This is a genomic window from Limnobacter sp. (assembly GCF_043511195.1).
In the GTDB taxonomy this organism is placed as follows: Bacteria; Pseudomonadota; Gammaproteobacteria; order Burkholderiales; family Burkholderiaceae_B; genus Limnobacter.
On record NZ_CP121330.1, the window covers coordinates 1455493 to 1479151 of the forward strand.

19 protein-coding genes are annotated in these 23659 nt (G+C 52.4%); 10 read left to right on the plus strand and 9 right to left on the minus strand.

Annotated features, from left to right (window positions below; all coding sequences use genetic code 11):
* The first annotated feature begins 216 nt into the window (after positions 1–216).
* Positions 217–1077 carry a transglycosylase SLT domain-containing protein gene (locus P0D43_RS06970; protein WP_394673600.1) on the plus strand — a complete coding sequence of 287 codons (861 nt, stop codon included), beginning with the start codon at positions 217–219 and terminating at the stop codon, positions 1075–1077.
* A 9-nt stretch (positions 1078–1086) separates the two neighbouring features.
* On the opposite strand, the gene P0D43_RS06975 is transcribed toward P0D43_RS06970, so the two are convergent.
* Positions 1087–2253 (minus strand): aminotransferase class I/II-fold pyridoxal phosphate-dependent enzyme, encoded by a 1167-nt coding sequence (locus P0D43_RS06975; RefSeq protein ID WP_394673601.1) that lies wholly within the window; start codon positions 2251–2253, stop codon positions 1087–1089.
* 123 nt (positions 2254–2376) lie between these two features.
* On the opposite strand from P0D43_RS06975, the gene P0D43_RS06980 reads away from it, so the two are divergent.
* The 7 genes from P0D43_RS06980 (at position 2377) to P0D43_RS07010 (ending at position 12778) form a co-directional block, all read left to right on the plus strand.
* Positions 2377–4692, plus strand: coding sequence for an NADP-dependent malic enzyme (locus P0D43_RS06980; protein ID WP_305773823.1), 2316 nt, complete (start codon positions 2377–2379; stop codon positions 4690–4692).
* An 85-nt stretch (positions 4693–4777) separates the two neighbouring features.
* On the plus strand, positions 4778–5980 hold the full coding sequence (locus tag P0D43_RS06985) for a patatin-like phospholipase family protein (protein ID WP_394673602.1): 1203 nt from the start codon (positions 4778–4780) through the stop codon (positions 5978–5980).
* 98 nt (positions 5981–6078) lie between these two features.
* Entirely contained in the window at positions 6079–7833 is a 1755-nt protein-coding gene (locus tag P0D43_RS06990; protein WP_394673603.1) for a chorismate-binding protein, read from the plus strand.
* Between the two features lie 30 nt (positions 7834–7863).
* Positions 7864–9123: a putative Na+/H+ antiporter gene (locus tag P0D43_RS06995; RefSeq protein ID WP_159572923.1), complete on the plus strand. Its 1260-nt coding sequence runs from the start codon at positions 7864–7866 to the stop codon at positions 9121–9123.
* Positions 9124–9144: 21 nt separating this feature from the next.
* On the plus strand, positions 9145–10641 hold the full coding sequence (gene mgtE, locus P0D43_RS07000; RefSeq protein ID WP_394673604.1) for a magnesium transporter: 1497 nt from the start codon (positions 9145–9147) through the stop codon (positions 10639–10641).
* A 14-nt stretch (positions 10642–10655) separates the two neighbouring features.
* Entirely contained in the window at positions 10656–12008 is a 1353-nt protein-coding gene (locus P0D43_RS07005; RefSeq protein ID WP_394673605.1) for a TIGR04283 family arsenosugar biosynthesis glycosyltransferase, read from the plus strand.
* Between the two features lie 20 nt (positions 12009–12028).
* Positions 12029–12778 (plus strand): DUF3047 domain-containing protein, encoded by a 750-nt coding sequence (locus P0D43_RS07010; RefSeq protein ID WP_394673606.1) that lies wholly within the window; start codon positions 12029–12031, stop codon positions 12776–12778.
* A 10-nt stretch (positions 12779–12788) separates the two neighbouring features.
* Here the strand turns inward: P0D43_RS07010 and P0D43_RS07015 are convergent, their stop codons facing one another.
* From P0D43_RS07015 to tyrS, 6 genes are read right to left on the minus strand one after another with little or no spacing between them, the layout of a single operon-like run.
* Positions 12789–13418: a riboflavin synthase gene (locus P0D43_RS07015; protein WP_394673607.1), complete on the minus strand. Its 630-nt coding sequence runs from the start codon at positions 13416–13418 to the stop codon at positions 12789–12791.
* A gap of 8 nt (positions 13419–13426) precedes the next feature.
* Entirely contained in the window at positions 13427–14560 is a 1134-nt protein-coding gene (gene ribD, locus P0D43_RS07020) for a bifunctional diaminohydroxyphosphoribosylaminopyrimidine deaminase/5-amino-6-(5-phosphoribosylamino)uracil reductase RibD (RefSeq protein WP_394673608.1), read from the minus strand.
* A 14-nt stretch (positions 14561–14574) separates the two neighbouring features.
* Positions 14575–15087 carry a transcriptional regulator NrdR gene (nrdR, locus tag P0D43_RS07025; RefSeq protein ID WP_159568265.1) on the minus strand — a complete coding sequence of 171 codons (513 nt, stop codon included), beginning with the start codon at positions 15085–15087 and terminating at the stop codon, positions 14575–14577.
* Positions 15088–15105: 18 nt separating this feature from the next.
* Positions 15106–16350, minus strand: a complete 1245-nt coding sequence (gene glyA, locus P0D43_RS07030; RefSeq protein ID WP_159568266.1) for a serine hydroxymethyltransferase — start codon at positions 16348–16350, stop codon at positions 15106–15108.
* Between the two features lie 53 nt (positions 16351–16403).
* Positions 16404–17129 carry a histidine phosphatase family protein gene (locus tag P0D43_RS07035; RefSeq protein WP_394673609.1) on the minus strand — a complete coding sequence of 242 codons (726 nt, stop codon included), beginning with the start codon at positions 17127–17129 and terminating at the stop codon, positions 16404–16406.
* On the minus strand, positions 17126–18397 hold the full coding sequence (gene tyrS / locus P0D43_RS07040) for a tyrosine--tRNA ligase (RefSeq protein ID WP_394673610.1): 1272 nt from the start codon (positions 18395–18397) through the stop codon (positions 17126–17128). The genes P0D43_RS07035 and tyrS overlap by 4 nt, the downstream gene beginning before the upstream one ends.
* A 281-nt stretch (positions 18398–18678) precedes the next feature.
* Here tyrS and P0D43_RS07045 point away from each other — a divergent pair, with 281 nt between their 5' ends.
* On the plus strand, positions 18679–19914 hold the full coding sequence (locus tag P0D43_RS07045) for a peptidoglycan DD-metalloendopeptidase family protein (protein ID WP_159568269.1): 1236 nt from the start codon (positions 18679–18681) through the stop codon (positions 19912–19914).
* A 3-nt stretch (positions 19915–19917) separates the two neighbouring features.
* Positions 19918–21036, plus strand: a complete 1119-nt coding sequence (locus tag P0D43_RS07050; protein ID WP_159568270.1) for an anhydro-N-acetylmuramic acid kinase — start codon at positions 19918–19920, stop codon at positions 21034–21036.
* Positions 21037–21052: 16 nt separating this feature from the next.
* Here P0D43_RS07050 and P0D43_RS07055 read toward each other — a convergent pair whose 3' ends face one another.
* Positions 21053–22756, minus strand: coding sequence for a sensor histidine kinase (locus P0D43_RS07055; protein ID WP_394673611.1), 1704 nt, complete (start codon positions 22754–22756; stop codon positions 21053–21055).
* Positions 22757–22903: 147 nt separating this feature from the next.
* On the minus strand, positions 22904–23575 hold the full coding sequence (locus P0D43_RS07060) for a response regulator transcription factor (RefSeq protein WP_394673612.1): 672 nt from the start codon (positions 23573–23575) through the stop codon (positions 22904–22906).
* Positions 23576–23659 lie beyond the last annotated feature (84 nt).

A 23659-nucleotide genomic window follows, 5' to 3' on the forward strand; every position in this document is an offset into this window, starting at 1 on the left:
ACAGGTATCACCTAAGTCACACAAACGCAGTTGGAGGGCAAAACTTAAGGGAACTTAAGTCAGCCTAACTTCATCTTAAGAGTGCTTTGACCATGTAGTGCAAGTAGTAAATGGTTAAAGCAGAACGTTCTGCCTCACGGACAAAATGGAGGCAGATGCACCGCTGAGTCAAACAATGCAGGGTTAAGCCTGCGTTTGCGTAGCAGAGGAGGTTGCATGAAGCAGTACGAAACCGTTCTGAGCGTCAATGGCCAGCAGGTCCAGACCCCGAACTTGATTCAATCATTGAAAAACGCCGTCACCGGTCTTGGTGTGGCCACATCGGTTCTGGTAGCGGGTGCAATAGCAATATTGCTGTCCAATGCCGAACTTCGCAGCCAGGTGTTTTTCTCTGCCCCAGTGCAGGCAATATTCGCCACTGAAATTGACTTGCTTAGTACTGGCCTTGCGGCTGGTGGCGCAGAGGTTGTAAATACCACTGCCAAGTCACCTGCAAATTCATCCGGTTCTAAAAACCTGATGCCAGTGAAGTTCAACTCGATTGATTCGAGCAAACCACTGACAGCAGGTCAGCGGCAGGTTACTTCTTACCTGGCCAAACGCTACAGCGTGTCGCCTGAAGCCGTGGAGTCGATTGTTCGATTGGCTTACAAGGTAGGCAAGGAAGAAAAGGTAGAGCCAACCCTGATCCTGGCGATCGTGGGTATTGAATCTTCCTACAATCCTTTTGCTGCCAGTCCGGTTGGCGCTCGCGGCTTGATGCAGGTGATGCCTAAAATTCACAAAGACAAATTTGAAGCATTGTCACCCGGTGACTGGTCCCCTTTGAACCCTGAAATGAACATGCGAGTGGGTGCCAAAATCATTCGCGAGTACACACGTCGTACAGGCTCCGTTAGTGCCGGTTTGCGTTGGTATGTGGGTGCAGCCATTCATGGCAATGACGGTGGCTATCCTGGCAAAGTGCTGTCGCTTAAATCACGCATTGATTCAACCTACCAGCAAGGTCATCTGGTGGCGTCCCGCGAGAACAGCGAAAAAGTATCCGCTGTAACAGTGCCAGGCTCTGAAGGCTGATCTCTCAGGTCAACTTCGATTAAAAAATTGTATCCGTTCGATGGCAGTCTCTAGCCTGTCCATCGAATTGGCATACGAGAATCGCATCATTTCCTCCCCCCGAAATTCTGAAAAATCCTTGCCGGGCACGGCGCATACCAAAGCCTGCTCCAGCAATTCTTTGCAATAGCGCTCGCTGTTGTAGGGTGACTTCGCGTAAATGTAAAACGCCGAATCGGGCGTTGAATGCAGTTCGATGCCAGCCTTTGGTAGTGCATTGACCATAAAGTCTCTGCGTGCCTTGAAAATCAAACGTCGCTCTTCGCAAATCGCCAGCGTTTCGGGTGTGAAGCAGGCCAGGGCGGCCCATTGTGCCGGGGTGTTTGGACAAATGCTCAGGTTTTGGGCAAATCGTTCAATTGCTGGCAACAGGCTGTCTGGCACCACCATCCACCCCAAGCGCAAACCTGTCATTCCAAAGTACTTGGAGAAGCTGTTGATCACCACCAAGGGGTTTTGTGTGTTGGGTGCACCAGTCACTTGCAGCACGCTTTGTGGCGGACTGTCGTAGCAAAGTGACTGATAAATCTCGTCAACAATTACAAAGCCATTGAGGGCAGTTACACCATCGACTATTTCCCGCATGGCCCGGGGGCTGAGTTGAGTGCCGGTGGGGTTATTGGGTGATGCCAAAAGTACGCCCGCCGTTTTCGGCGTCCATTGGCTGGAAAGATCGGTCCAGGCAGGTTGAAAATTTTCTGCCTCTTGGGTTTGTACAAAGGCGGGAGTTCCGCCTGCCATTTGCACAAAAGTTTTGTTGCAGGGGTAACCGGGGTCGGCCAGTAACACTTCCTCGCCCGGGTTGATCAGGGCAAGGCAGGCATACATGAGCGCAGCCGATGCGCCCGAGGTAATCACGATTTGATGCGCTGGTACCCGAACGTGAAAATTAGTCTGGTAATACTGGCTAATGGCTTCGCGCAGCTCGGGCAGGCCCAAAGCCGCAGTGTATCGGGTTTTGTGTGCCGAGATCGCCCGGGCGAATGCCTGCTCAACGGGCTCGGGCATGGGAAAGTCGGGTTCACCGATAGAAAGGTGAATGACCGGTTTTCCCTCGGCTTGCAAGGCGTCGGCTGCTTTCACCAGTTCCATGACATGGAAGGGTTGAACAAGTTGACTAAGGCTGGACTGCTTCAATTCTTCACCATTGTTAGTGAGTGGCGCCAACAAGTTGCGCGATTTGTGGAAACCCCTAGGGACAGCCTCTCTCGCTGAGCCTATAATTTTCGGTTCTGTTGTTCACCTCAAAGAGAAGATTATATGGCTCAACCAATGGATCAGCGCTTCAGGCAGGCCGCCCTTGAATATCATGAATTTCCAAAGCCTGGGAAATTGCAGATTTCGGCGACTAAAAGCCTGGTCAACCAGCGTGACTTGGCTTTGGCCTATTCTCCCGGTGTTGCAGCAGCCTGTGAAGAAATCGAAGCAGACCCGTCTACTGCGGTGCGTTATACCGCCAAAGCAAACCTGGTGGGTGTGGTCACCAACGGTACGGCCGTGCTTGGTTTGGGTAACATCGGCCCACTGGCCGCCAAGCCAGTGATGGAAGGCAAGGCGGTGTTGTTCAAGAAGTTTGCCGGTATCGATGTGTTTGACATTGAAATCAACGAGAACGACCCCGACAAGCTGATTGAGATTATTGCCTCGCTGGAGCCCACATTTGGCGGCATCAACCTTGAAGACATCAAGGCGCCTGATTGCTTCAAGGTAGAACGTGCCTTGCGTGGGCGCATGAATATTCCTGTGTTCCACGACGATCAGCACGGCACCGCAATTGTGGTGGGTGCAGCCATTTTGAATGGCCTCGAGGTGATCGGCAAGAAACTGGATGAAGTGAAATTTGTGGTGTCTGGCGCGGGTGCTGCGGCATTGGCTTGCCTGGAGTTGCTGGTTGAGTTGGGCTTGCCGCGCAAAAACGTGTGGGTCACCGACATTGATGGCGTGGTTTACAAAGGCCGCACCACCAATATGGACCCTGATAAAGATTTATTTGCACAAGACACCACGGCTCGCACTTTGGCCGACGTAATCAAAGAAGCGGATGTATTTTTGGGTTTGTCTGCCGGCGGTGTGCTGAAGCAAGACATGGTGCGGGCCATGGCCGCCAAGCCTTTGATTCTGGCGCTGGCCAACCCCACACCTGAAATTCTGCCCGAGCAGGTCAAGGAAGTTCGCGACGACGCCATTATGTGTACAGGCCGCACTGACTATCCGAACCAGGTGAACAATGTATTGTGTTTCCCCTTTATTTTCCGGGGTGCACTCGATGTGGGTGCAACCACAATTACCAAGGAAATGGAAATTGCAGCGGTTCGTGCCGTGGCAGAGCTGGCACGTAAAGAGCAATCGGATGTGGTCGCGTCTGCGTACCGTACCCAAAACCTGAGTTTTGGTCCTGAATACCTGATTCCCAAACCCTTTGACCCTCGCCTGATTGTTCACATTGCGCCAGCGGTTGCCAAAGCAGCCATGGAAAGCGGCGTTGCAACCCGCCCAATCGCAGACCTGGAAGCTTACAAAGATCAGTTGCAGCAGTTTGTGTACCATTCCGGTACCTTCATGAAGCCGATTTTTGCGGTGGCCAAACGTTGTGTGGCTGAAACACCGCAAACCTCCCGCATTGTGTTTGCTGAAGGTGAAGACGAACGCGTGATGCGTGCAGTGCAGGTGGTGGTGGATGAAGCCATTGCCAAGCCCATCATGATTGGTCGCCCCGCAGTGATTGAGCGTCGTCTTGAGCGCTTTGGTCTGCGCATTAAAGCGGGCGTTGATTTTGAGTTGATCAACCCTGAGTACGATGAGCGCTACAAAGACTACTGGCGCATGTATCACGACTTGACCAAGCGCAAGGGTGTGACCGAGGCTTACGCAAAAATTGAAATGCGTCGTCGCAATACGCTGATTGGTTCAATGATGATTCACAAAGGCAATGCAGACGGCATGATTTGTGGCACCTTCGGCACCCATTCCCTGCATTTGCATTACGTGGACCAAGTGCTGGGTCGCCGTGCAGGCTGCAATACCTACGGTGCAATGAATGGCCTGATGTTGACCAATCGTCAGGTGTTTTTGGTCGATACCCATGTGAACTACGACCCCACTGCCGAACAAATTGCTGAAATTACATTGATGGCGGCTGAGGAAATGTTGCGTTTGGGTGTTCAACCCAAGGCCGCATTGCTGTCCCATTCCAACTTTGGTTCGAGCAATCAGCCCTCTGCCGTGAAAATGCGTGAAGCGCTTCAAATTCTCCGCAACATTGCGCCATGGCTCGAAGTCGACGGCGAGATGCACGGCGATTGCGCCATTGACGAACAGGTACGTAACACCATTTTCTCGGGTTCTACCCTGACTGGTGAAGCCAATTTGCTGGTATGCCCAAATATTGACGCGGCCAATATTTCCTACAACTTGCTGAAGTCAGCAGCAGGCAATGGCATTGCGGTGGGTCCGATTTTGTTGGGCTCTGACAAACCGGTTCACATTTTGACGGCGTCGGCCACGGTTCGTCGTATCGTCAACATGACCGCACTGACAGTGCTCGACTCAAACTCAGAGCGGGTTAGTTCAATTTAAACCCGTACTTTAAAACAACAAATGGGCGTGCAAGACACGCCTGTTTTTGTTTTAACTTACCCAAAATGTGTCGCACAATGGTTTCATGAGCGAACGCAACACATTTCACAGTGAAGACCATGATGACATCACCGGACTGGTGTTGTCAGGCGGTGGTGCGCGGGCCGCCTACCAAGTGGGTGTGCTGCATCAGCTTGCCAAGTGGTTTGAACAAGAAAACAAGCGCGAGTTTGATTTTCCGTTCAAGATTTTGTGTGGTACGTCGGCCGGGGCAATCAATGCCGCAGCGCTTGCATGTGCTGGGCGCAACTTTTACCAGTCCACTGACCGAATGCTCAAGGTCTGGGAAAACTTCAGTTCTGAGCAAGTATTCCGGTCTGATTCGCTTGGCATTATTCGCACAGGCGCGCGCTGGTTGTCGGCGCTTTCAATTGGCTGGATGTTGCGCAAGCGTCCGAAGTGTTTGCTCGACAATTCCCCCCTGTCTCATTTAATGCATCAGTTGCTGCATTTTCGCAGGTTGGACGAGGCACTCGAGAACGGTACCATTCACGCCTTGGCTGTGACTGCATCCAGTTACAGTTCGGGGCGCAGCGTGACTTTTTTCCAAACCCAGAGAGCCATCGAAAGTTGGGCGAGAACGCAGCGTGTGGCGTTGCCAGACCGAATCACGGTTGAGCATCTCTTGGCCTCCGCAGCAATTCCTTTTGTATTTCCAGCCGTAAAACTGAACATTGAAGGGCAAATGGAGCATTTTGGTGATGGGTCCATTCGTCAGCTTGCACCCATTAGTCCAGCGATTCATTTGGGGGCAAACCGGGTGATGGTGATTGGTTCGAGTCAGTCAGACAAGGACCATACCCAGCCTGTTGAAGTTCAAAACGCTTATCCCAGCTTGGCTCAAATTGCGGGCCATGCAATGGCGTCCATTTTCCTGGACAGTTTGTCGATTGACATTGAGCGCCTGAGCCGGGTGAACAAAACCTTGGGTTTATTGCCGCCCGAGATGGCAAACAAAACCACATTGAAACCGATCGAGTTGTTGGTCATTTCGCCCTCGGAGCGAATTGATGAGATTGCAGCACGTCACACTCAAGACCTGCCAAGACCAGTGCGTACCTTGTTGTCCGCTTTGGGAGCTACCGAGGCCAGTGGTTCGTCATTGGCCAGTTATTTGCTGTTCGAGTCAAATTACACACGCGAGCTGATTCGCATGGGTATCGCCGATACGATTGCCAAGCGAGAGGCCGTGTTCGAGTTCTTTCACCTGGGTCAGTCTGGCCGCTGAGTTCCGCGCAAAGCCGCGTTACAATTGACGCTTCGAGGCAGTTCGGGCGTTTTCTTTCCATGTACTCACCTTTGGTTTCCGCTGCTTGGCATGCCAGGATGACTCACGCCGAAGGTGCGGATGGCCTTTGTGTGGCGCATGGCAAGCCTGTTCGGGTGCTCAGTACCTTTGACCCAGGTCAGGTGCGCACCCTGATCGAGCAAGCGCACGATTTGTCCAATCAAGGTTTGTATGTGGTGGGCGGCTTAAGTTACGAGGCTGCGTCAGCATTCGATCCTGCCTTGATTGTTTGTGATTCAACCGACTTCCCCTTGCTGGAATTTCATGCCTTTGCGCCGACTCAGGTGAGTTTGCTGGGTATGTGTGACTTGCAACGTCTTCCTCTTGATCACGCATTGTTGCCGTGGCTGGATCAACAAAACTACGACAATTATCATGACACCTACCAGCAGGTGCAGCAGGCCATTGAGGCGGGCGAGTTTTACCAAATCAACCTGACGACGCGGCTGAAAGCAGACAATCCCAAGTTGGATGCGTGGGCGTTATTTCAGCACCTCTATGCCAGTCAGCCTGCACCTCAAAGTCTTTTTTTGCGCGGAAGCACATTCAATGCGATCAGCCTGTCGCCCGAGTTGTTTTTTAGCTGGGATGGCAGCGAATTGCAGACTGCACCGATGAAGGGAACCCGCCGACCGGTGGAGGGTAGTCTGGATGTGCTTAGCGACAGCGAAAAGGATCGTGCCGAGAATGTCATGATTGTCGATCTGTTGCGAAACGACATGGCCAAAATATGCCAACCCAAGTCGGTGCAGGTGCGTTCGCTTTTCGATGTGATGCATTTGCCCACAGTGGACCAAATGACGTCCAGTATTTCCGGGCGAACTTTGCCAAATGCTACTTTGGCTGATTTGTTTGCAGCCTTGTTTCCTTGCGGCAGTGTGACTGGTGCACCCAAATCGCAGGCCATGCTGCGAATTTCGCAGTGGGAGCGATCCCCACGAAAATTGTATTGCGGCGCTTTGGGCGTGTTGAGCCCGGGCGGCCATGCACATTTCAATGTGCCCATTCGTACGGTTATAGAGCAAGCCGATGCGTTGGAATACGGTGTGGGTAGCGGCATTACCTGGTATTCCACAGCGCGAGATGAAAAAAAAGAGTGGTGGCAGAAAACCACTTTTCTACGGGAAGCCACTTGCGATTTTCAGGTGCTTGAAACCTTGCGCCTGGAACAAGGGCAGTGGCTCAATCTCGATGAGCATGTCAGTCGAATGTCGACTTCGGCCAATCGGTTTTCTTTTCTGTGTGAAGAACACTTGATACGTCAGAAATTAGAAGACATCGCAAGCGAGAACGCCCAAGGTCTTTTTCGTGCGCGTTGTTTACTGGATGCCCGGGGTGAGTTGACCGTCGAGTTGCATGAATTCAATGTGAATCCATTGCCCGTTGTTGTGCGGTTGGCTGATTCACCCATGCGGGGCAAGCCCGAGTTCGTTCTTCACAAAACCACCTATCGACCTGAGTATTCGTATTTTCAGAATCAGTCCAATGGCGCGTTCGATGTGCTCCTCTTCAGCCCCCAAGGTTTGATTACCGAAACCTGCCGGTGCAATGTGGTGCTGAAAATTGGTGGCGAGTGGTTAACGCCACAAATTAGTGAAAGTGCCGATACTTATTTGTTACCCGGGGTGTTGCGGGGGCGCCTTTTAAGGGAAAATACGATTCGGCAAACCACACTGAATGTGCAAGACTTGCAACGCGCTGATGAAGTGTGGTTGATCAATAGCTTGCGAGGCTGGGTGCCCGTGGCAAAAGTGGTTGATGCACATGACTCGGTGCTTTTTTCTGCCAACTAAAAATAAATAATAATCAAAAAGGGATGTGAAATGAACCCGACCACCATAGAACTGATTGGCGCAATTTTGTTTGCCATCGCAGTCATTCATACTTTTTCTACCAAATACTTTGAGCGCCTGGCGCACACGCAGCCCAACCACGCTGGCCTGTGGCATTTGCTCGGTGAGGTCGAGGCCGTATTTGGTTTCTGGGCCATGGTGCTTGTGGTGTTCATGTTTTTCATCATTGGGCAAAGTGGTGCCGTTGAGTACATTGACACGCGCAATTACACCGAGCCTTTGTTTGTGTTTGCCATTATGGTGATTGCTGGAAGCAAGCCAATTCTGGTGCTGGCTGGTCGCATTGTGCGTGTGGTGGCATCGCTCATTCCGATAGACAGGCAAGTGGCTTACTTTTTCACCACCTTGTCGATTGTGCCGCTGCTGGGCTCTTTCATCACCGAGCCTGCGGCCATGACCCTTGCCGCCTTTTTGTTGCGTGACCGGTTTTACACGCAGGGCATTAGCAACAAGTTGATGTACGGCACATTGGGTGTGCTTTTCGTGAACATTTCAATCGGTGGAACATTGACCCCTTTTGCCGCACCGCCCGTGCTGATGGTGGCTGCCAAGTGGGGTTTTGACATGCAGTACATGCTGACCATGTTTGGCTGGAAAGCAGCGATTGCCGTGTTTGTGAATGCGACGGCACTCACCTTTCTGTTTGCCAAAGAACTGACAGCCATGAAAAAGCCCGCTGAAAACGGCCCCAAAGAAGACATGCCATTTTGGGTCATCGCTACGCACTTGCTATTTTTGGTTGGTGTGGTGGTGTTTGCTCACCACGCAGCCATGTTCATGGGTTTATTTCTTTTCTTCCTTGGTTACACGTCGGCTTACAGCCGTTATCAAGACAAATTGATTTTGAAAGAAGGTTTGATGGTTGCGTTTTTCCTGGCAGGCTTGGTGGTGTTGGGAGGCATGCAAGCGTGGTGGCTGCAAGACACATTGAAGGGCATGAGCCCGACCGCGCTTTACTATGGGGCAACTGCATTGACAGCGATTACCGACAACGCGGCACTCACCTATCTTGGTTCGCTGGTCGAGGGCGTGAATGACCAGTTTAAGTATGCGCTGGTGGCTGGCGCGGTAACGGGTGGTGGTTTGACCGTAATTGCCAACGCGCCAAACCCTGCAGGCTTTGCCATTTTGCAAAAGTATTTCAACGATGGATCAATTAATGCTGGCAAGTTGTTTTTAGCCGCACTTGCCCCTACGCTGGTGGCAGTTGTAGCTTTTCAGTTCTTTTAAACCGCTTTCGGGAATTTTGCTTTGAGCGAACAAAACATCGATTATCACGATCAAGAGCCAGTCATCGAGCTGCCTCATGATCTCGATGATGCACAGCGGGCTTTGGCCGAAGTGCAGGCCATGTTGCGCAAACAAAGAGTAATCGAGAGTGTTGTTCACAATCAGCAAACTACCGTAAATCCCGAGCGGCAAAGTTTGGTCGAGGAGCTGGTGCACCGCCAACACCTGACCGAACTTGGCAACAAGTTGTACTTGTTGCACCCCGCAGACGTGGCTTATGTGCTTGAAAGCCTGCCGCAAGAAGACCGTATGTTGGTGTGGGGCTTGGTCCGTTCTGACCGCGACGGTGACATTCTTCTCGAGTTGAGTGATGCAGTTCGGGAAACGTTGATCAAGTCCATGGACAGCGAAGAACTGTTCGCTGCCACTGAGTCGCTTGATGCCGATGAAATTGCGGAACTTGCCCCCGACCTGCCGCGCGATGTGGTGGAGAAACTGGCCAGCAGCTTGAGCCTTGAGGAGCGCGAACAATTGCGCGCCGCCATGAGCTACCCCGAAGACACCGTGGGTGAGCGCATGGACTTCGACATGGTGACCATTCGCGACGACGTAACGCTTGAGGTGGTGCTGCGTTACTTGCGCCGGTTTGACGAGCTGCCTGATCAAACCGACCAGGTATTTGTGGTGGACCGCGTGGATCATTTCAAGGGCAGTTTGCCCTTGGACCGCTTGCTGGTGAACGAACCGGAAACACTGGTGAGCGAGGTCATGAGCCGCGAGGTGCTGATGTTGTCGGCACTGGATGATGCCTACGAGGCTGCCCAGGCTTTCGAGCGATACGACCTGGTGTCTGCCCCAGTACTCGATCCATCGGGCAAGTTGATCGGCCGTTTGACCGTGAATGAAGTGGTGGACGTGATCCGTGAAGAAAGCGAAGCTGATTTGCTCTCGAGCGCCGGTTTGCGTGAAGAAGAAGACTTGTTTGCGTCGGTGTGGGAGTCGGCCAAAAACCGGTGGTTGTGGTTGGGTTTGAACCTTTGCACTGCATTTTTTGCCAGTCGTGTGATCGATACATTTGAAGGCACAATTGCGAAAGTGGTGGCCTTGGCCACCCTGATGCCTATTGTGGCTGGCATTGCAGGTAATTCGGGCAACCAGACCATGACCCTGATGATCCGCTCCCTGGCATTGGGTCAGGTCACGGCAGCCAACTTCAAGTTGCTGTTGAAAAAAGAACTGGCGATCGCCGGGTTGAATGGCTTGGTGTGGGGCAGTGTGGCGGGCCTGGCGGCCTGGGGGCTGTACTTCGGGTCGCCCAATGCGGTCATGTTGGGTTTGTTGATGACACTTGCAGTGATGCTAAACCTTTTGGTTGGTTCCTTGATTGGGGTCATGGTTCCATTGGGACTTGAGAAAATGGGCCGTGATCCTGCCATGGGTTCATCGGTGCTGTTGACATTCACGACCGACAGCATGGGCTTTTTCATCTTCCTGGGACTGGCCTCCCTGTTCTTTTAAGGCTGCGGCAGCACATGCCTTTTGTCTCTATCGTCATGCCGGTGTACAACGAGGTGCCGGGCCCCGGTGACGATTCATTGTCGGTTCGAATTCATGCACTTATTGAACTGCTGAGGCAGGGCGACGAGTTGTTGTTGGTTGATGGGGGCTCCACTGACCACAGTTGGGCCACCTTGCAATTGTTGGCTGTTCACCCGCAAGTTACTGCAATTCAAAGCGGTAAGGGGCGGGCGCAACAAATGAATTCGGGTGCAGCTCAAGCCCGTGGCGAGGTTCTTTTGTTTTTACATGCCGATACCGTGTTGAATTCTGAAGCCTGGTCGGCTTTGTTGACGAAGCTGAATGAATGCCTGTGGGGTCGGTTTGACGTGCGCATCGAAGGCAAAAGTGCCTGGTTGCCCGTGGTGGCCTGGTTCATGAATCGTCGATCAAGGCTCAGCAAAATTGGTACAGGTGATCAGGCCTTGTTTGTTAGCCGAGCGCTTTTCAATCGCGTTGGGGGGTTTCCGGATCAGTCTTTGATGGAAGACATTGAATTGTGCAAGCGCCTGAAGCGAGTCGCACCGCGACAATTCCTTGCCATTTCCTCTCAGGTATTCACCTCGGGGCGTCGCTGGGATTTAAATGGTGCTTGGGCAACTATTCTATTGATGTGGCGTTTCCGATTTTTGTATTGGCGCGGTGTGTCGGCTGAGACTTTGGCAAAGCTGTATGCAGACACTCGGCAAAAGTCACCTTTGACGGTGGCCGTATTTGCCAAGTACCCGTATCCTGGGCGAGTTAAAACAAGATTGGCGCCATTGCTCGGTGCTGAACAATGCGCCGCATTTGCGCGATACCTGTTGTTGAGTACCTTGGATAAACTACAAGGCATGAACGTGGTCTTGTGGACCGACGGCGGAAGTGATCAGCAATGGGCTGAGTTGCTGCGTGGCAGGGCAGTGCAGCGTTGTGTGCAGCCAGAAGGGCATTTGGGCAAACGAATGCAAACTGCCGTTGAAACTCATTTAAAGCGCAGTGAACTGGTGGTGCTACTGGGGCCAGATGCGATCGAGTTTACCCAGGCCGATTTGCATGAATTGCAAAGAGCCGCCAGGCAGTGCGGACTGGCGTTTGTGCCCGCACACGATGGCGGTTATGTGGCCCTGGCGTGCAACCGCAATGTGCCTGAAATTTTCTCTGCCTCCATTGCATGGGGTACCGCCAGTGTGGCTGAGCAAACCCGCGCGGCACTGCAGCAGCACCACTTGTCTGCTGTGTGGTTGCCTTCGCAATTGGACATCGATGAACCCGCTGATCTTGACCGGGCGATTGAATTGGGTTGTTTACCTGTTGATTGGCCAGTGCGTTATCAAGCGACTGAATAGAAATGACGAAAGGTTTTTTTATGATCATTTTGGCGCGAAAAGCACGTGTTTTTAAAGTACCTGCATTGCTTGCTTTGATGGGTGTGTTGAGTGGTGTGAATGCTCAGGACATCAGTTCATTGAAGCCTTGGCCTGCGGAACCCGCTGCGGGAATTCCTGTACCCTGGAAGGCGCAGTACCACCCGGATATTGCTGCGCATACTCAATTCAAATTGTTGAAGCAGGGTGATCAGACGGTGTTGCAAGCGGAGGCTGATATGGCCTACGGGACCTTGGTGCATCCGTTTTCCAAGCCGGTGGTGCTGAAAACTTTGAGTTGGGATTGGCAAGTATTGATGCAGCCGACCAAGGCCAATTTACAAACCAAGGCAGGCGACGATGCCGGAGCGAAGGTGTGTACCTTTATTCAGATTGATGAAGGAAAACTCGGTTTGGGAACTCGCCTCGCTTTGGCTGCGGCGCGTACTTTATCCGGTGAGCGTTTGCCCGCTGCAACCTTGTGTTATGTGTGGGGAACGCCAGGTGAGAAAACAGGGCAAGTGTTTGACAACCCCTACACCGATCGAGTGAAAAACATGGTGATTCGCGATGCTGCAAGCGCCTCCGGCTTGATTTCCGAGAACAGGGATTTGCAGGCAGACGCGCGGAAAGCCTTCGGCAAAGAATTGCCGGAAGGCCCCGTGATGTTCACCGCCATTGCGTTGGGTGCCGATTCAGACAATACCAAGTCGAAAGCCAAAGCCTTGTTTGGTAGTCTCAGTGCACAGTGAACACGCCAGTTCAGCCTTGATTCAGATTCATGGTTTTCACAATTCGTTCGCAGTAGCGCGCAATCTGATCAATTTCCAGATTCACCGGGCTGCCAGCTTTCAAGTGTTTGAGCGTGGTCATTTGAACGGTGTGTGGAATCAGGTTGATGTGAATATCGCATTCACCTGTGGCATGGTCGTCCACTTTGTTGACGGTCAAACTGACGCCGTTTACTGTCACTGAGCCCTTGTAGGCAAAGAACGGCGACAGGGTTTTCGGCGCGCGAATTTGCAGGTGCCAGCTTTCACCCACGGGTGAAAAATCAACCACGTCACCCAGTCCGTCTACATGACCGCTTACCAAATGCCCGCCCACGCGATCAGACAATCTCATTGCCTTTTCAAGGTTAACCTCTCCCGGCTGGCTCAAGCCCACGGTTTTCGACAAACTTTCCTGCGATACATCGACGTGAAAGGTTTGAGCTTCCATGGCCACCACTGTCATGCAAGCGCCTTGAATGGCAATGCTGTCACCCAGTTTGACATCTGAAAAATCGAGCGTGGGTGCATGCACAGCGAGTCGAACTCCCGCGTATGCAGAGTTTTGAAGGGGCTCTACAGTTTTAATTTGTCCAATTGATTCAATGATGCCGGAGAACATGTTTGCTACTACTCCTGATTATTTCGAACCCACGTAATGCGCAGGTCTTGTCCTTTTTGTTCAAACGAATGAATGGTCCAGTCCACATAGGCGGGAAGGGCATCAAGTTCAGGCAAGCGGAACAGGCCTTGGCCTGGTCCCAGGAAGCGCGGGGCAATGTATTGAACGATTTCATCCACCAACCCGGCTTGCAGGAAAGACCCGTTCAATCCAAAACCTGCCTCAAGATGAAGTTCATTGATGCCACGTGCGGCCAGTTCTTGCAACAGCCGCAACAGGTCGGTTTTCACTTTGCCTGCATGCAGGCCCGCGGCAACAGGCGCCACGTTCAGTGCTTCGATATTGACGGCATTGGGGTGGGTGCCCAGCCATGCGGGTGGCTGCAGCTCAGTGTGGGCAATCAGCACCTTGCCGGTTTGCAGCAATCGCGCATCGGGCGATATTTCCAGCTTGCTGTCCACGACCACCTTCAGTGGCTGGCGTTCGGTGTCGATGCCGCGCACATTCAATTGTGGGTTGTCCGCTTTCACTGTGCCAATGCCGCTGAGTACAGCACAGGCCTGCGCACGCAGGTGGTGTCCGTCAAGTCGCGCTTCTTCGCCGGTGATCCACTGGCTTACGCCATTGTTCAGCGCGCTGATGCCGTCTGCGCTGCTGGCTACTTTCAATCGCACCCAGGGGCGCTTGTGTTCCATGCGGCTGAAAAAGCCTCGGTTGATCCAACGGGCATTTTCAATTAAAACGCCATGGGACGTTTCAATGCCTGCTGCTTGCAAAATGGCCATGCCCTGGCCTGCCACCAGTGGGTTGGGGTCGAGTACGGCGGCAACAACCCGTTTTACACCGGTGCCCACCAGCGCTTCTGCGCAAGGGCCTGTGCGACCATGGTGTGCGCAGGGTTCAAGGGTGACATAGGCTGTGCTGTCTTGCAGGGAAATACCGCGCGCTTTGGCGTCGGCGATGGCTTGCACTTCGGCGTGACCTTCGCCTGCCCTGGCATGAAAGCCTTCAGCAATGGCAACGCCATCGCGTACAAACACGCAACCCACGCGTGGATTTGGCGTGGTGCTGTACTGGCCCTTCCAGGCCAGGTTCAGCGCCTGCTGCATCCAGTGTTCGTCGTTGTGATGAATACTAGCCATGGTCTCAGTTACTTTTAAACGCCTTTTTTGACAGTGGAACGGGCTTTGGGTTTGGGTGCGCTTGCTACGTTCTCGGCAGGTGCGGTCAGGTGGGCAATTTCTTCCGAGAAACTTTGCAGGTCTTCGAAGCTTTTGTAGACCGATGCAAAGCGAATGTAGGCAACGGTATCCAGTTGTTTGAGTTGCTGCATCACCAACTCGCCTAAAAACTTGGTGTCGACCTCGCGCGCTGCGCTCACCAGCAGTTTTTCTTCAATACTTGAAATGGCTTCATCAATGGCCTCGGCGCGAACGGGGCGTTTGCGCAGGGCAAGCATTAAGCTGCCACGCAATTTGTCGCGAGAAAACTCAACTCGGGAGCCGTCTTTTTTGACGATGGCGGGCAGAAACAGTTCTGCCCGTTCGTAGGTGGTGAATCGTTTGCCACAACTGCTGCATTGCCTGCGGCGGCGAATCGCGTCGCCTTCTTCAGACGTACGCGAGTCGACCACCTGGGTGTCGGCGTTGCCACAGAAGGGGCATTTCATAACGCCGCCGCCCCTTGCTTACTTGTAAACAGGGAACTGGCTGGTCAATTCCTTGACCTTGGCACGAACGGTGGCCAATGTGGCTTCGTCCTCTGGGTTTTCCAAAACGTCGGCGAGCAAGTGGCCAACCGCGCGGGCTTGCTCTTCCTTGAAGCCGCGAGTGGTCATGGCCGGGCTGCCCAAGCGAATGCCGCTGGTTACAAATGGCTTTTCAGGGTCATTTGGAATGGCGTTTTTGTTCACGGTAATGTGCGCGTTGCCCAAAGCCGCTTCGGCTGCTTTGCCGGTAATGCCCTTGGCCCGCAGGTCAACCAGCATGACGTGGCTTTCGGTGCGACCAGAGACAATGCGCAAACCGCGCTCGACCAGTGTTTCAGCCAATGCTTTGGCGTTCAATACCACTTGTTGCTGGTATTCCTTAAATGAAGGCTGCAGGGCTTCGTGGAAAGCCACAGCTTTACCGGCGATTACGTGCATCAAAGGGCCACCCTGAATGCCAGGGAAAATCGCACTGTTGATTTTCTTGGCCAGTTCTTCTTTCATCAAGATGATACCGCCGCGTGGGCCACGCAGTGATTTGTGCGTGGTCGATGTACATACATCAGCATGTGGCACCGGGTTGGGGTACACACCCGCTGCAATCAGACCCGCGTAGTGGGCCATGTCCACCATGAAGTAGGCGCCCACTTCCTTGGCAATTTTTGCAAAGCGTTCGAAATCAATGCGCAGTGCGTAAGCTGACGCGCCGGCGATGATGATTTTTGGTTTGTGTTCACGGGCCAGGGCTTCAACCTGGTCGTAATCAATGGCTTCTTCCTTGTTCAGGCCGTAGGACACCACGTTGAACCACTTTCCAGACATGTTCAGTGGCATGCCGTGTGTAAGGTGTCCGCCTTCAGCAAGCGACAGGCCCATGATGGTGTCGCCAGGCTGCAGCAAGGCGAAGAACACGGCCTGGTTGGCCTGCGAGCCAGAGTTGGGTTGCACGTTGGCGGCTTCAGCGCCAAAAAGCTTTTTCAGGCGCTCAATGGCCAGGTCTTCAACCACGTCCACGTGCTCGCAACCGCCGTAGTAGCGCTTGCCAGGGTAACCCTCGGCGTATTTGTTGGTCAGCTGTGAACCCTGGGCTTCCATTACGGCTGGGCTCGCGTAGTTCTCAGACGCGATCAGCTCGATGTGGTCTTCCTGACGGGTGGTTTCCTGCTGCATGGCAGTCCACAATTCTGGGTCGGTTTGGGCGATGCCCTTTTGGCGGTCAAACATAACGATTTCCGGAAAGGATTGGGTTCAAGACAAGCCCAACATTCTAAATGATTTCAAGCGATTCGACCATCGACTTCGTCCATGTTTTGGCCGGGTTTATCGTTGTTCAAATGCCCCAGCCAGGCCCACACGGGTACGCTTTTATCGCCTGAAGGCTCAATGTTGATCACGTTCAGGGCGCAGTTGGGCAGTTGCCAGTCACGTTGTTTTTCAAGCGGTTCGCCCGCGCAGTACCGGTAAATACAATCCAGTACACCGCCGTGGGCCACCAACAGCGTGGTACGGCCTTGTTGTTCAGTTGCGATTTGTTGAAATGCAGATACTACGCGCTGGTAAAACTGCTCCAGGCTTTCGCCACCCAACAAGGGTGCATCGGGTACGCGGTTGCGAAGACTGGCAAATTCTTCTGGGCTTTTCTCGCGCATTTCATCGCCAGTCAGCCCGGACAGGTGCCCGTAGTTTCGTTCGCGCAGGCTGTTGCTCAACACGATTGCGGGGGTTTTGTCGCCATGAATTGTTTTGGCGGTGGTGTGGGCGCGGCCCAGGTCGCTGCTGACGCAATATTCGTAAAGCTGCATGCCAGCCGCTTCCAGCAGATCAAAATAACGCCGAACAAGTTGGGCCTGCAACACGCCGTGGGTATTCAGGGCAATGTCGGTGTGCCCCTGAAAACGTTTTTCCTTGTTCCAGTCTGTTTCGCCATGGCGCACCAGAATGAAACGGGTGCCCTTGGGTTTCTTGCTGACAACGGTTCGGAAATTCGAGGCGTGTGTACTCAATTCAACTGCACCCTTGCGAATCGGCGTTTGCCCACCTGAATCACATGGCTGCCTTTGGGCAGGCGGGTTGCTTTGTCAGTCACCTTTTCACCTTCAATTTTTACGCCACCTTGTTGAATGTTCCGGTTGGCGTCGCTGCTGCTTTCACACAGCCCGGCTGATTTCAGTACCCACGCCAAGCCTGCGTCGGTTTCACCCTCCGGCAATTCCAAAACCACTTCGGGCATGTCGTCGGGAAGAACACCCTGCTTGAAGCGGGCTTCAAATTCAGCCAGGGCGTCCACAGCGGCTTGCTGGCTGTGAAAACGGGTCACCAGTTCCTGGGCCAGGGCCACCTTTGCATTGCGCGGATTTTCCCCATTGGCACAGGCGGTTTTAAGGGTTTCGATTTCCGCAATTGATTTGAAGCTGAGCAGGGTGTACCAGTTCCACATTAAATTGTCTGAAATCGACATCACCTTGCCAAACATGTTCGACGGGGTTTCGGTCACGCCCACGTAGTTGTTCTTGGACTTTGACATTTTGTCGACGCCATCCGTGCCCACCAGCAACGGCATGGTCAAAACACATTGCTGGGCCTGCCCGTGTTGTTTCTGAAGTTCACGGCCCACCAGCAAGTTGAATTTCTGGTCGGTGCCGCCCATTTCCAGATCCGATTGAAGGGCCACGGAATCATAGCCTTGCATCAGCGGGTACAGAAACTCGTGAATAGCAATGGGAATACCCCCTTGATATCGCTTTGTAAAGTCTTCCCTTTCCAGCATTCTTGCAACTGTGTAGCTGGAAGCCAGTTTGATCATGCCATCGGCGCCCAAGGGCATGCACCATTCACTGTTGAATCGAATTTCAGTTTTGTCAGCATCCAGAATTTTCACAGCTTGCTGATGGTAGGTTTTGGCGTTTTCCTGAATTTGCTCGCGAGTCAACGGTGGGCGTGTGCTGTTTCGACCGGAAGGGTCGCCGATCATCGAGGTGAAGTCGCCAATCAGGAAAATAACCTGATGGCCCAAGTCTTGAAGTTGGCGAAGCTTGTTGAGTACCACGGTGTGACCCAAATGAATGTCGGGTGCCGTAGGGTCCAATCCCAATTTGATGCGCAGGGGTTTGCCTGTTTTTTCGCTTTGAACCAGTTTCTGAATCCACTCCGATTCAATTAACAGTTCTTCGCAGCCGCGCTTGGTCACTTCAAGTGCGTGCCGAACGGAATCAGACAAATTCTCAGTAATTTCCGTAATTTTGGGGGGGCTACTATCAGGTGACTGGTTCATTTGGCAATCCTTTGTTACACTCTTGCAAACTTCAGTGTTGTATTTTTGAAAATAAAGCTGATTGTGGGCGATCGGCTCGTGAACTTTCACACCTCTAAAACTAAAACATGATGCTTCAGAATTTACTAGAGCGAGCAATCGCCGCATGGGGACAGGGTTTTTCTCTTACCAAGCACCTTATCAAGTCGGGGTGGCAATATGCCGACTCCGCGCTTCCCCAATCTCACAATCATAGAAAGTGGGTCATTGTAGGGTTTTTTTCGTTCCCTGTTCTTGGTGCAGTGGTTGCAATCGCTGGCTCTGTTCAAAATTCCCCGGTCGATTCCGCCCTGTTGAACTCCGAGGTCGTGGTCGAGGCTGTGGAGTTGAATTTGGCCGAACAGGGCGTGTACACCTTTGACCCTTTGGTGGCTGAAGAACGTATTCGCCGGGGCGATACCCTGGTGGGTTTGCTTGACCGAATGGGCGTAAACACCAGCGGCTTGGCGGCTTTTTTGGGGCAAGACAAAACAGCGCGTAACCTGGTTAATTTGCGCGCCGGGCGAGTGCTCACGGTTCAACAAACTGCCGACGGTGATTTGCAATGGCTGCGCTACAAAAGCGGTATCGATGAAGACAGCCAGGAATCGATTCTGGTTCAAAAAACAAACGGTCAATTCACCGCCAAGCTTGAATCTGTAAATTTTCAGAAGCAAATCGTATTTCGTTCTGGGCAAATTGAGTCTTCCCTGTTCGCTGCGGCTGACAAGTCCGGGATGCCAGATTCCGTCGCAATTCAGCTAACAGAAATTTTCGGCTCTGACATCGATTTTCACCGTGAGCTACGCAAGGGCGACGAGTTCAAGGTTGTGTATGAAGACTTGACCCTCGAAGGCCGTTCTGCGCGAGCGGGTCGGGTATTGGCCGTAGAATTTGTGAACAACAACAAGCCGTTCAAGGCCTATTGGTTTGCGCCAAGCGGTAACCGCAATGCGGGGTATTACAACGAGGAAGGCCGTAGCCTGAAAAAGTCTTTCCTGCGCTCACCCCTTGCATTCTCACGCATTTCCTCGGGTTTCACCCCCCGTCGTTTCCATCCGATCCAACAGCGCTGGAAAGCGCACAACGGCGTTGATTACGCAGCCCCCACGGGCACGCCCATCATGGCCACCGCAAGTGGTACGGTCAAGTTCGCCGGCACCCAGAACGGTTATGGAAATTTTGTTGAAATACAGCATCACAGTGGTTACAGCACTGCGTATGCGCACCTATCCCGTTTTGGCAAAGGTGTGCGCGTGGGGCAGAAAGTTGAGCAAGGCGATGTAATTGGTTACGTGGGTTCCACTGGGTGGGCAACCGGCCCGCACCTGCATTATGAGTTCCGTGTGAACCGTGTTCCTAAAAATCCCTTGAGTATTACCGTTGCACAGGCCGAGCCGCTGGATCGCAACTCCTTCGGTGAGTTCAAGCGGGTACAGTTGGCACTGGATCGTCGCATGGAGTTGGCTACCGCGCAACGTTTGGCCCGTGCCCAATAAGCCATGATTGCCTTGGGCGCCATGTCTGGCACCAGTACAGACGGTGTTGACGTTGCGGCAGTTCAAATTGATCCTGACTCTCAGGAAATGCGGTTTCTCGGCGTGTTCAGTGCCGAGTTTCCGCCTGAGTTAAAGCAAGTACTGTTGTCCCTACAGGAAATCCCCCCTCGTTTTGCTCCCAATATTGACCCAATCGCCACGCTTTTACAGGCCCGGAAAGATCTGACAGATCAATACGCTGGCGCGGTCAATGAATTGCTGTCTTTTCTTGGACTTGATTCTGGCGATGTGCGGGTACTGGGTGCCCATGGGCAAACACTTCGTCATCGCCCCGATCTTGGGTATACCTATCAAATGCTCGACGGGGCTTTGCTGGCCAGCCAAACAGGCATTGATGTCGTACATGATTTTCGGTCTAAAGATATCGCATTGGGCGGGCAGGGTGCTCCCCTTGTTCCTGCCTTTCACCAAGCCTGGTTGAATGGTAAGGGTGTTTACGATCAAACTGCGGTCTTGAACCTGGGTGGCTTTTCAAACTTGACTGTGCTGAATGGGCAAGGTCAGGCCCTGACAGGGGGGGATTGCGGTCCCGCCAACTGTTTAATGGACCTGTGGGCTCAACGTGCCTTCAGTTTGCCGATGGATCAAGATGGCGAGATCGCTGCCATGGGTAGTCCAGACACGGACCTGCTTGAACGTTTTTGGGCGCATCCTTTCTTTCATCAATCCTGGCCAAAGAGTACGGGTCGTGATGATTTCAGCGCGCAGTGGTTTGAGCAATGCCTTGCCGATTCGAATCAACTTTCTTCCGAAGACATAATGGCAACGTTGCTAGCTTTGACGGTGAGGGCGGTGAAGTCGTGTTTGCCCGTGTTGGTTGAACAAGTGTATGTGTGTGGCGGTGGCGCGAGAAACAGCACTTTGATTGGCCAGTTGCGTTGTGAATGCGCACCGGCCGACGTGCTGCCAATTGAGAACCTAGGCCTGCCAGCACAGGCGGTTGAGGCAACTGCGTTTGCCTGGTTGGGTGTGCAGTATCTACTGAACTTGGCGGGCAACTGCCCTACGGTTACGGGTGCAAGCAGGCCCGCAGTTCTGGGTGCTTTGCATACGGCCAAGTAAAAAAACCTGGTGGTGGTTAGTTTGGTATCAGTGAATTAGTAATATTTTTGCCGGCAATTTTTGAATCGCTCTGCGGGGTGTTGAATTCTGGCGGTGTTTTCTCCCTGTGTGGAAAAAGTTCGGATATCACGCTAAGACAGGCGTCAGCTTGACCTGGGATCAACGGAATTCGAATCATTTCATGTCCAAACTCAACTTGAGGATTGTTTTCCTGGCTCGCGTTGTACATCAAAATACAGCAGGGCTCATAGTCAAGCAGAGATCCAAGAAGTTTCAGTTGCTCAATGGCATTTACCTTTTGCGCCGGGTCGCCTGCATACAGTATGTAAACAGGTGACATGCCTTTACGCAGGGCGGTAAGGTAAGCTCGATAGGCACCGTTGCGACTGAACTCCACCTTGTCGAACCCTTGAACGGGTAGCTTTCGTTGAATTTCGAGCAAATGCTCATTGCTCATGGCCATTACTTGGGCTTCAAATACCATTTGGGCAGTCAAAGCGGGTCGCTTGTTGCGGTGGTTGACTTCAGCCTCTTCGGGCAATATCACTTCGAATACCGAACCGGCCAAGTTACCGTTGTAATACCGGTTGCGGCATTCTGTTTTGGCAAGTATCTGCTCGCTTAGGTCTCTAACGATGTTGGAGCCATGCCCCCAGCCTTTGTTGTGCGCAGCCACTTTGTTGTTTTCGACGCCCGAACCTGTGTCTGCGATCTGAATGCTCACCCGCCCTTTTCGTCTTCGCAGTCCTACGACCACGCCACCTTTGTTGGTGTATTTGATGGCATTGTCCAGTCCATTGCGAATTATTTTCGACAGAGCTTCTTTGTTGCTCATGACCGTGATTTCACTGGGTACATATCGAATTTGAAGTTCTTTAACGTCCGCCAGCATCCGGTATTCTTCAATCAGCGGCGCAAGAATGTCGTGAACTGCGACTGGGGCCATTGGGGCTGAGCGCTCAACCTGGGGGTACTTGATTGCATTGCCCAATTGATCAAAAAAATCCTCAAGCATGTTTTTTAGTGCTTTTTGAGCTGTTTGAATGTGCTGATACCGAGCGGTTACCTCTGGGTCTTTCGAGATGGCTTTCCCCACGCTGGCCAATATTCCCAAGGTGCTAAGGGGTTGGCGCAGGTCATGCCGAAAGTCTTTTAAAACCCGTCGTCCCCGAAATGCGAACTTCATGATGTCTTGATCAATTCTTGTCTGTCCTTCAAGCCCTTTTTTGGTACGTGTACGTGAGAAATCCTGAAACACCATGTGAAAAACACAGGTACCGAGCAGGATGTAAAACAGAACCTTGACCACAGAGAAGTCGATAAGCAAGGCCAGATCTGTGGACGTAGAGGCATGGAAGAGTCCGTTGACGATGCAATACAGCACACTGAAATACACGGCCTTGATTAACGTGACCTTGGGCAAATTGCTGTAGGTTTTGGTAATGGTCAATAAACAGACCGCTTGAATTCCAATAAATACGGTGTAGACCAGGCCAGAGGTGGTGAACATATCGGCAAGCGCTGTAATGCACGCAATTGAAAAGGGCACCAAAGCGGATCGTTCTGCGGAGACAAGGCCTCGTTTTCGACCCAGAAAAGCGCTGCCAAAAAACAAAAATGAAAGCAATTGAAAGGCGGCGTGTACCGGATCACCATGTTGAAGTACTGGTTGTGTGTCGAAACCAAGAATGATGAATCCCAGCAGAACCACACCAATCACGGCGGCTGCGTTCTGCCGTTGATTGGGAAGGTGATTTGCAAAGAATGGGTATAAGGCAATACCCAGCAGTACGGCTAACCCTGATAGTGAACTGTCTGTCATTTTATAGTTATTAGAATTGGCCGGCTTGTTGCCGGCTATTGGTTTCTATGCCATGGCTGACGCATTGAGTCGCGGAATTTTGCGATAAAGACTGACGGCCTGGGTTCTGTTTTTCACATTCATGCGCGTGAAAATCTCGCGCAAGTGTGTTTTTATTGTTTCTGGTGACAAATCGAGCTTTCGGGCAATTTCCTTGTTAGAAAGACCCGAGGCCAGAAAATGCATGACTTGTTGTTGTTTGTGAGTTAACTGAATGCCGTTGTTCTGACCCAGTCGCCCGGTGATATGTTCGCCGTTGGTTTGGCGATTTGACAGGGCATTGGGGCGCCACTGAACCTGTACGCCTGCACGGGTAAGCGCCTCTAGCAATACAGCGGAGGTTTGCTCAAACCCTTCTGATTTGGACAGTGTCCACGATGGGGCATGCTGGTTCGGTATCACAGAGTGAAGAAGTGAGTCATCGCCACTCATGATTAACGTGGGCAGGTTAGCACTCATCAAGGCCAGGGCGTCGATCACCTCTTGCCCTTGACCGTTGGGTAGACGCAGGTCGGTGATGATTAACGCCGGCGAATTTTTGGCGCACAGTTCTTTGGCATGAGCGATGCTGGCCGCGCAGAGAATGTCTGCGTTGGTTGCCACGAATTCGACCAGGTCTTTAATGCCGGTTGCGAAAAGTGGGTGATCCTCAATAACCAAAATTTGGTTTGATGGCATGAATGTCTCCTCCCGAGGAAAAGCTAGTTGAAAAGGTGTCACCAGATGTGAGCATGTAAACATCTTTATTGGATTAACACCTTT

What these genes read in the sequence shown, in the direction of transcription:
- P0D43_RS06970 (WP_394673600.1), top strand. Translation starts at nt 217, where the DNA reads ATGAAGCAGTACGAAACCGTTCTGAGCGTCAATGGCCAGCAGGTCCAG.
- P0D43_RS06980 (WP_305773823.1), top strand. Translation starts at nt 2,377, where the DNA reads ATGGCTCAACCAATGGATCAGCGCTTCAGGCAGGCCGCCCTTGAATAT.
- P0D43_RS06985 (WP_394673602.1), top strand. Translation starts at nt 4,778, where the DNA reads ATGAGCGAACGCAACACATTTCACAGTGAAGACCATGATGACATCACC.
- P0D43_RS06990 (WP_394673603.1), top strand. Translation starts at nt 6,079, where the DNA reads ATGACTCACGCCGAAGGTGCGGATGGCCTTTGTGTGGCGCATGGCAAG.
- P0D43_RS06995 (WP_159572923.1), top strand. Translation starts at nt 7,864, where the DNA reads ATGAACCCGACCACCATAGAACTGATTGGCGCAATTTTGTTTGCCATC.
- P0D43_RS07005 (WP_394673605.1), top strand. Translation starts at nt 10,656, where the DNA reads ATGCCTTTTGTCTCTATCGTCATGCCGGTGTACAACGAGGTGCCGGGC.
- P0D43_RS07010 (WP_394673606.1), top strand. Translation starts at nt 12,029, where the DNA reads ATGATCATTTTGGCGCGAAAAGCACGTGTTTTTAAAGTACCTGCATTG.
- P0D43_RS07015 (WP_394673607.1), bottom strand. Translation starts at nt 13,418, where the DNA reads ATGTTCTCCGGCATCATTGAATCAATTGGACAAATTAAAACTGTAGAG.
- ribD (WP_394673608.1), bottom strand. Translation starts at nt 14,560, where the DNA reads ATGGCTAGTATTCATCACAACGACGAACACTGGATGCAGCAGGCGCTG.
- nrdR (WP_159568265.1), bottom strand. Translation starts at nt 15,087, where the DNA reads ATGAAATGCCCCTTCTGTGGCAACGCCGACACCCAGGTGGTCGACTCG.
- glyA (WP_159568266.1), bottom strand. Translation starts at nt 16,350, where the DNA reads ATGTTTGACCGCCAAAAGGGCATCGCCCAAACCGACCCAGAATTGTGG.
- tyrS (WP_394673610.1), bottom strand. Translation starts at nt 18,397, where the DNA reads ATGAACCAGTCACCTGATAGTAGCCCCCCCAAAATTACGGAAATTACT.
- P0D43_RS07050 (WP_159568270.1), top strand. Translation starts at nt 19,918, where the DNA reads ATGATTGCCTTGGGCGCCATGTCTGGCACCAGTACAGACGGTGTTGAC.
- P0D43_RS07060 (WP_394673612.1), bottom strand. Translation starts at nt 23,575, where the DNA reads ATGCCATCAAACCAAATTTTGGTTATTGAGGATCACCCACTTTTCGCA.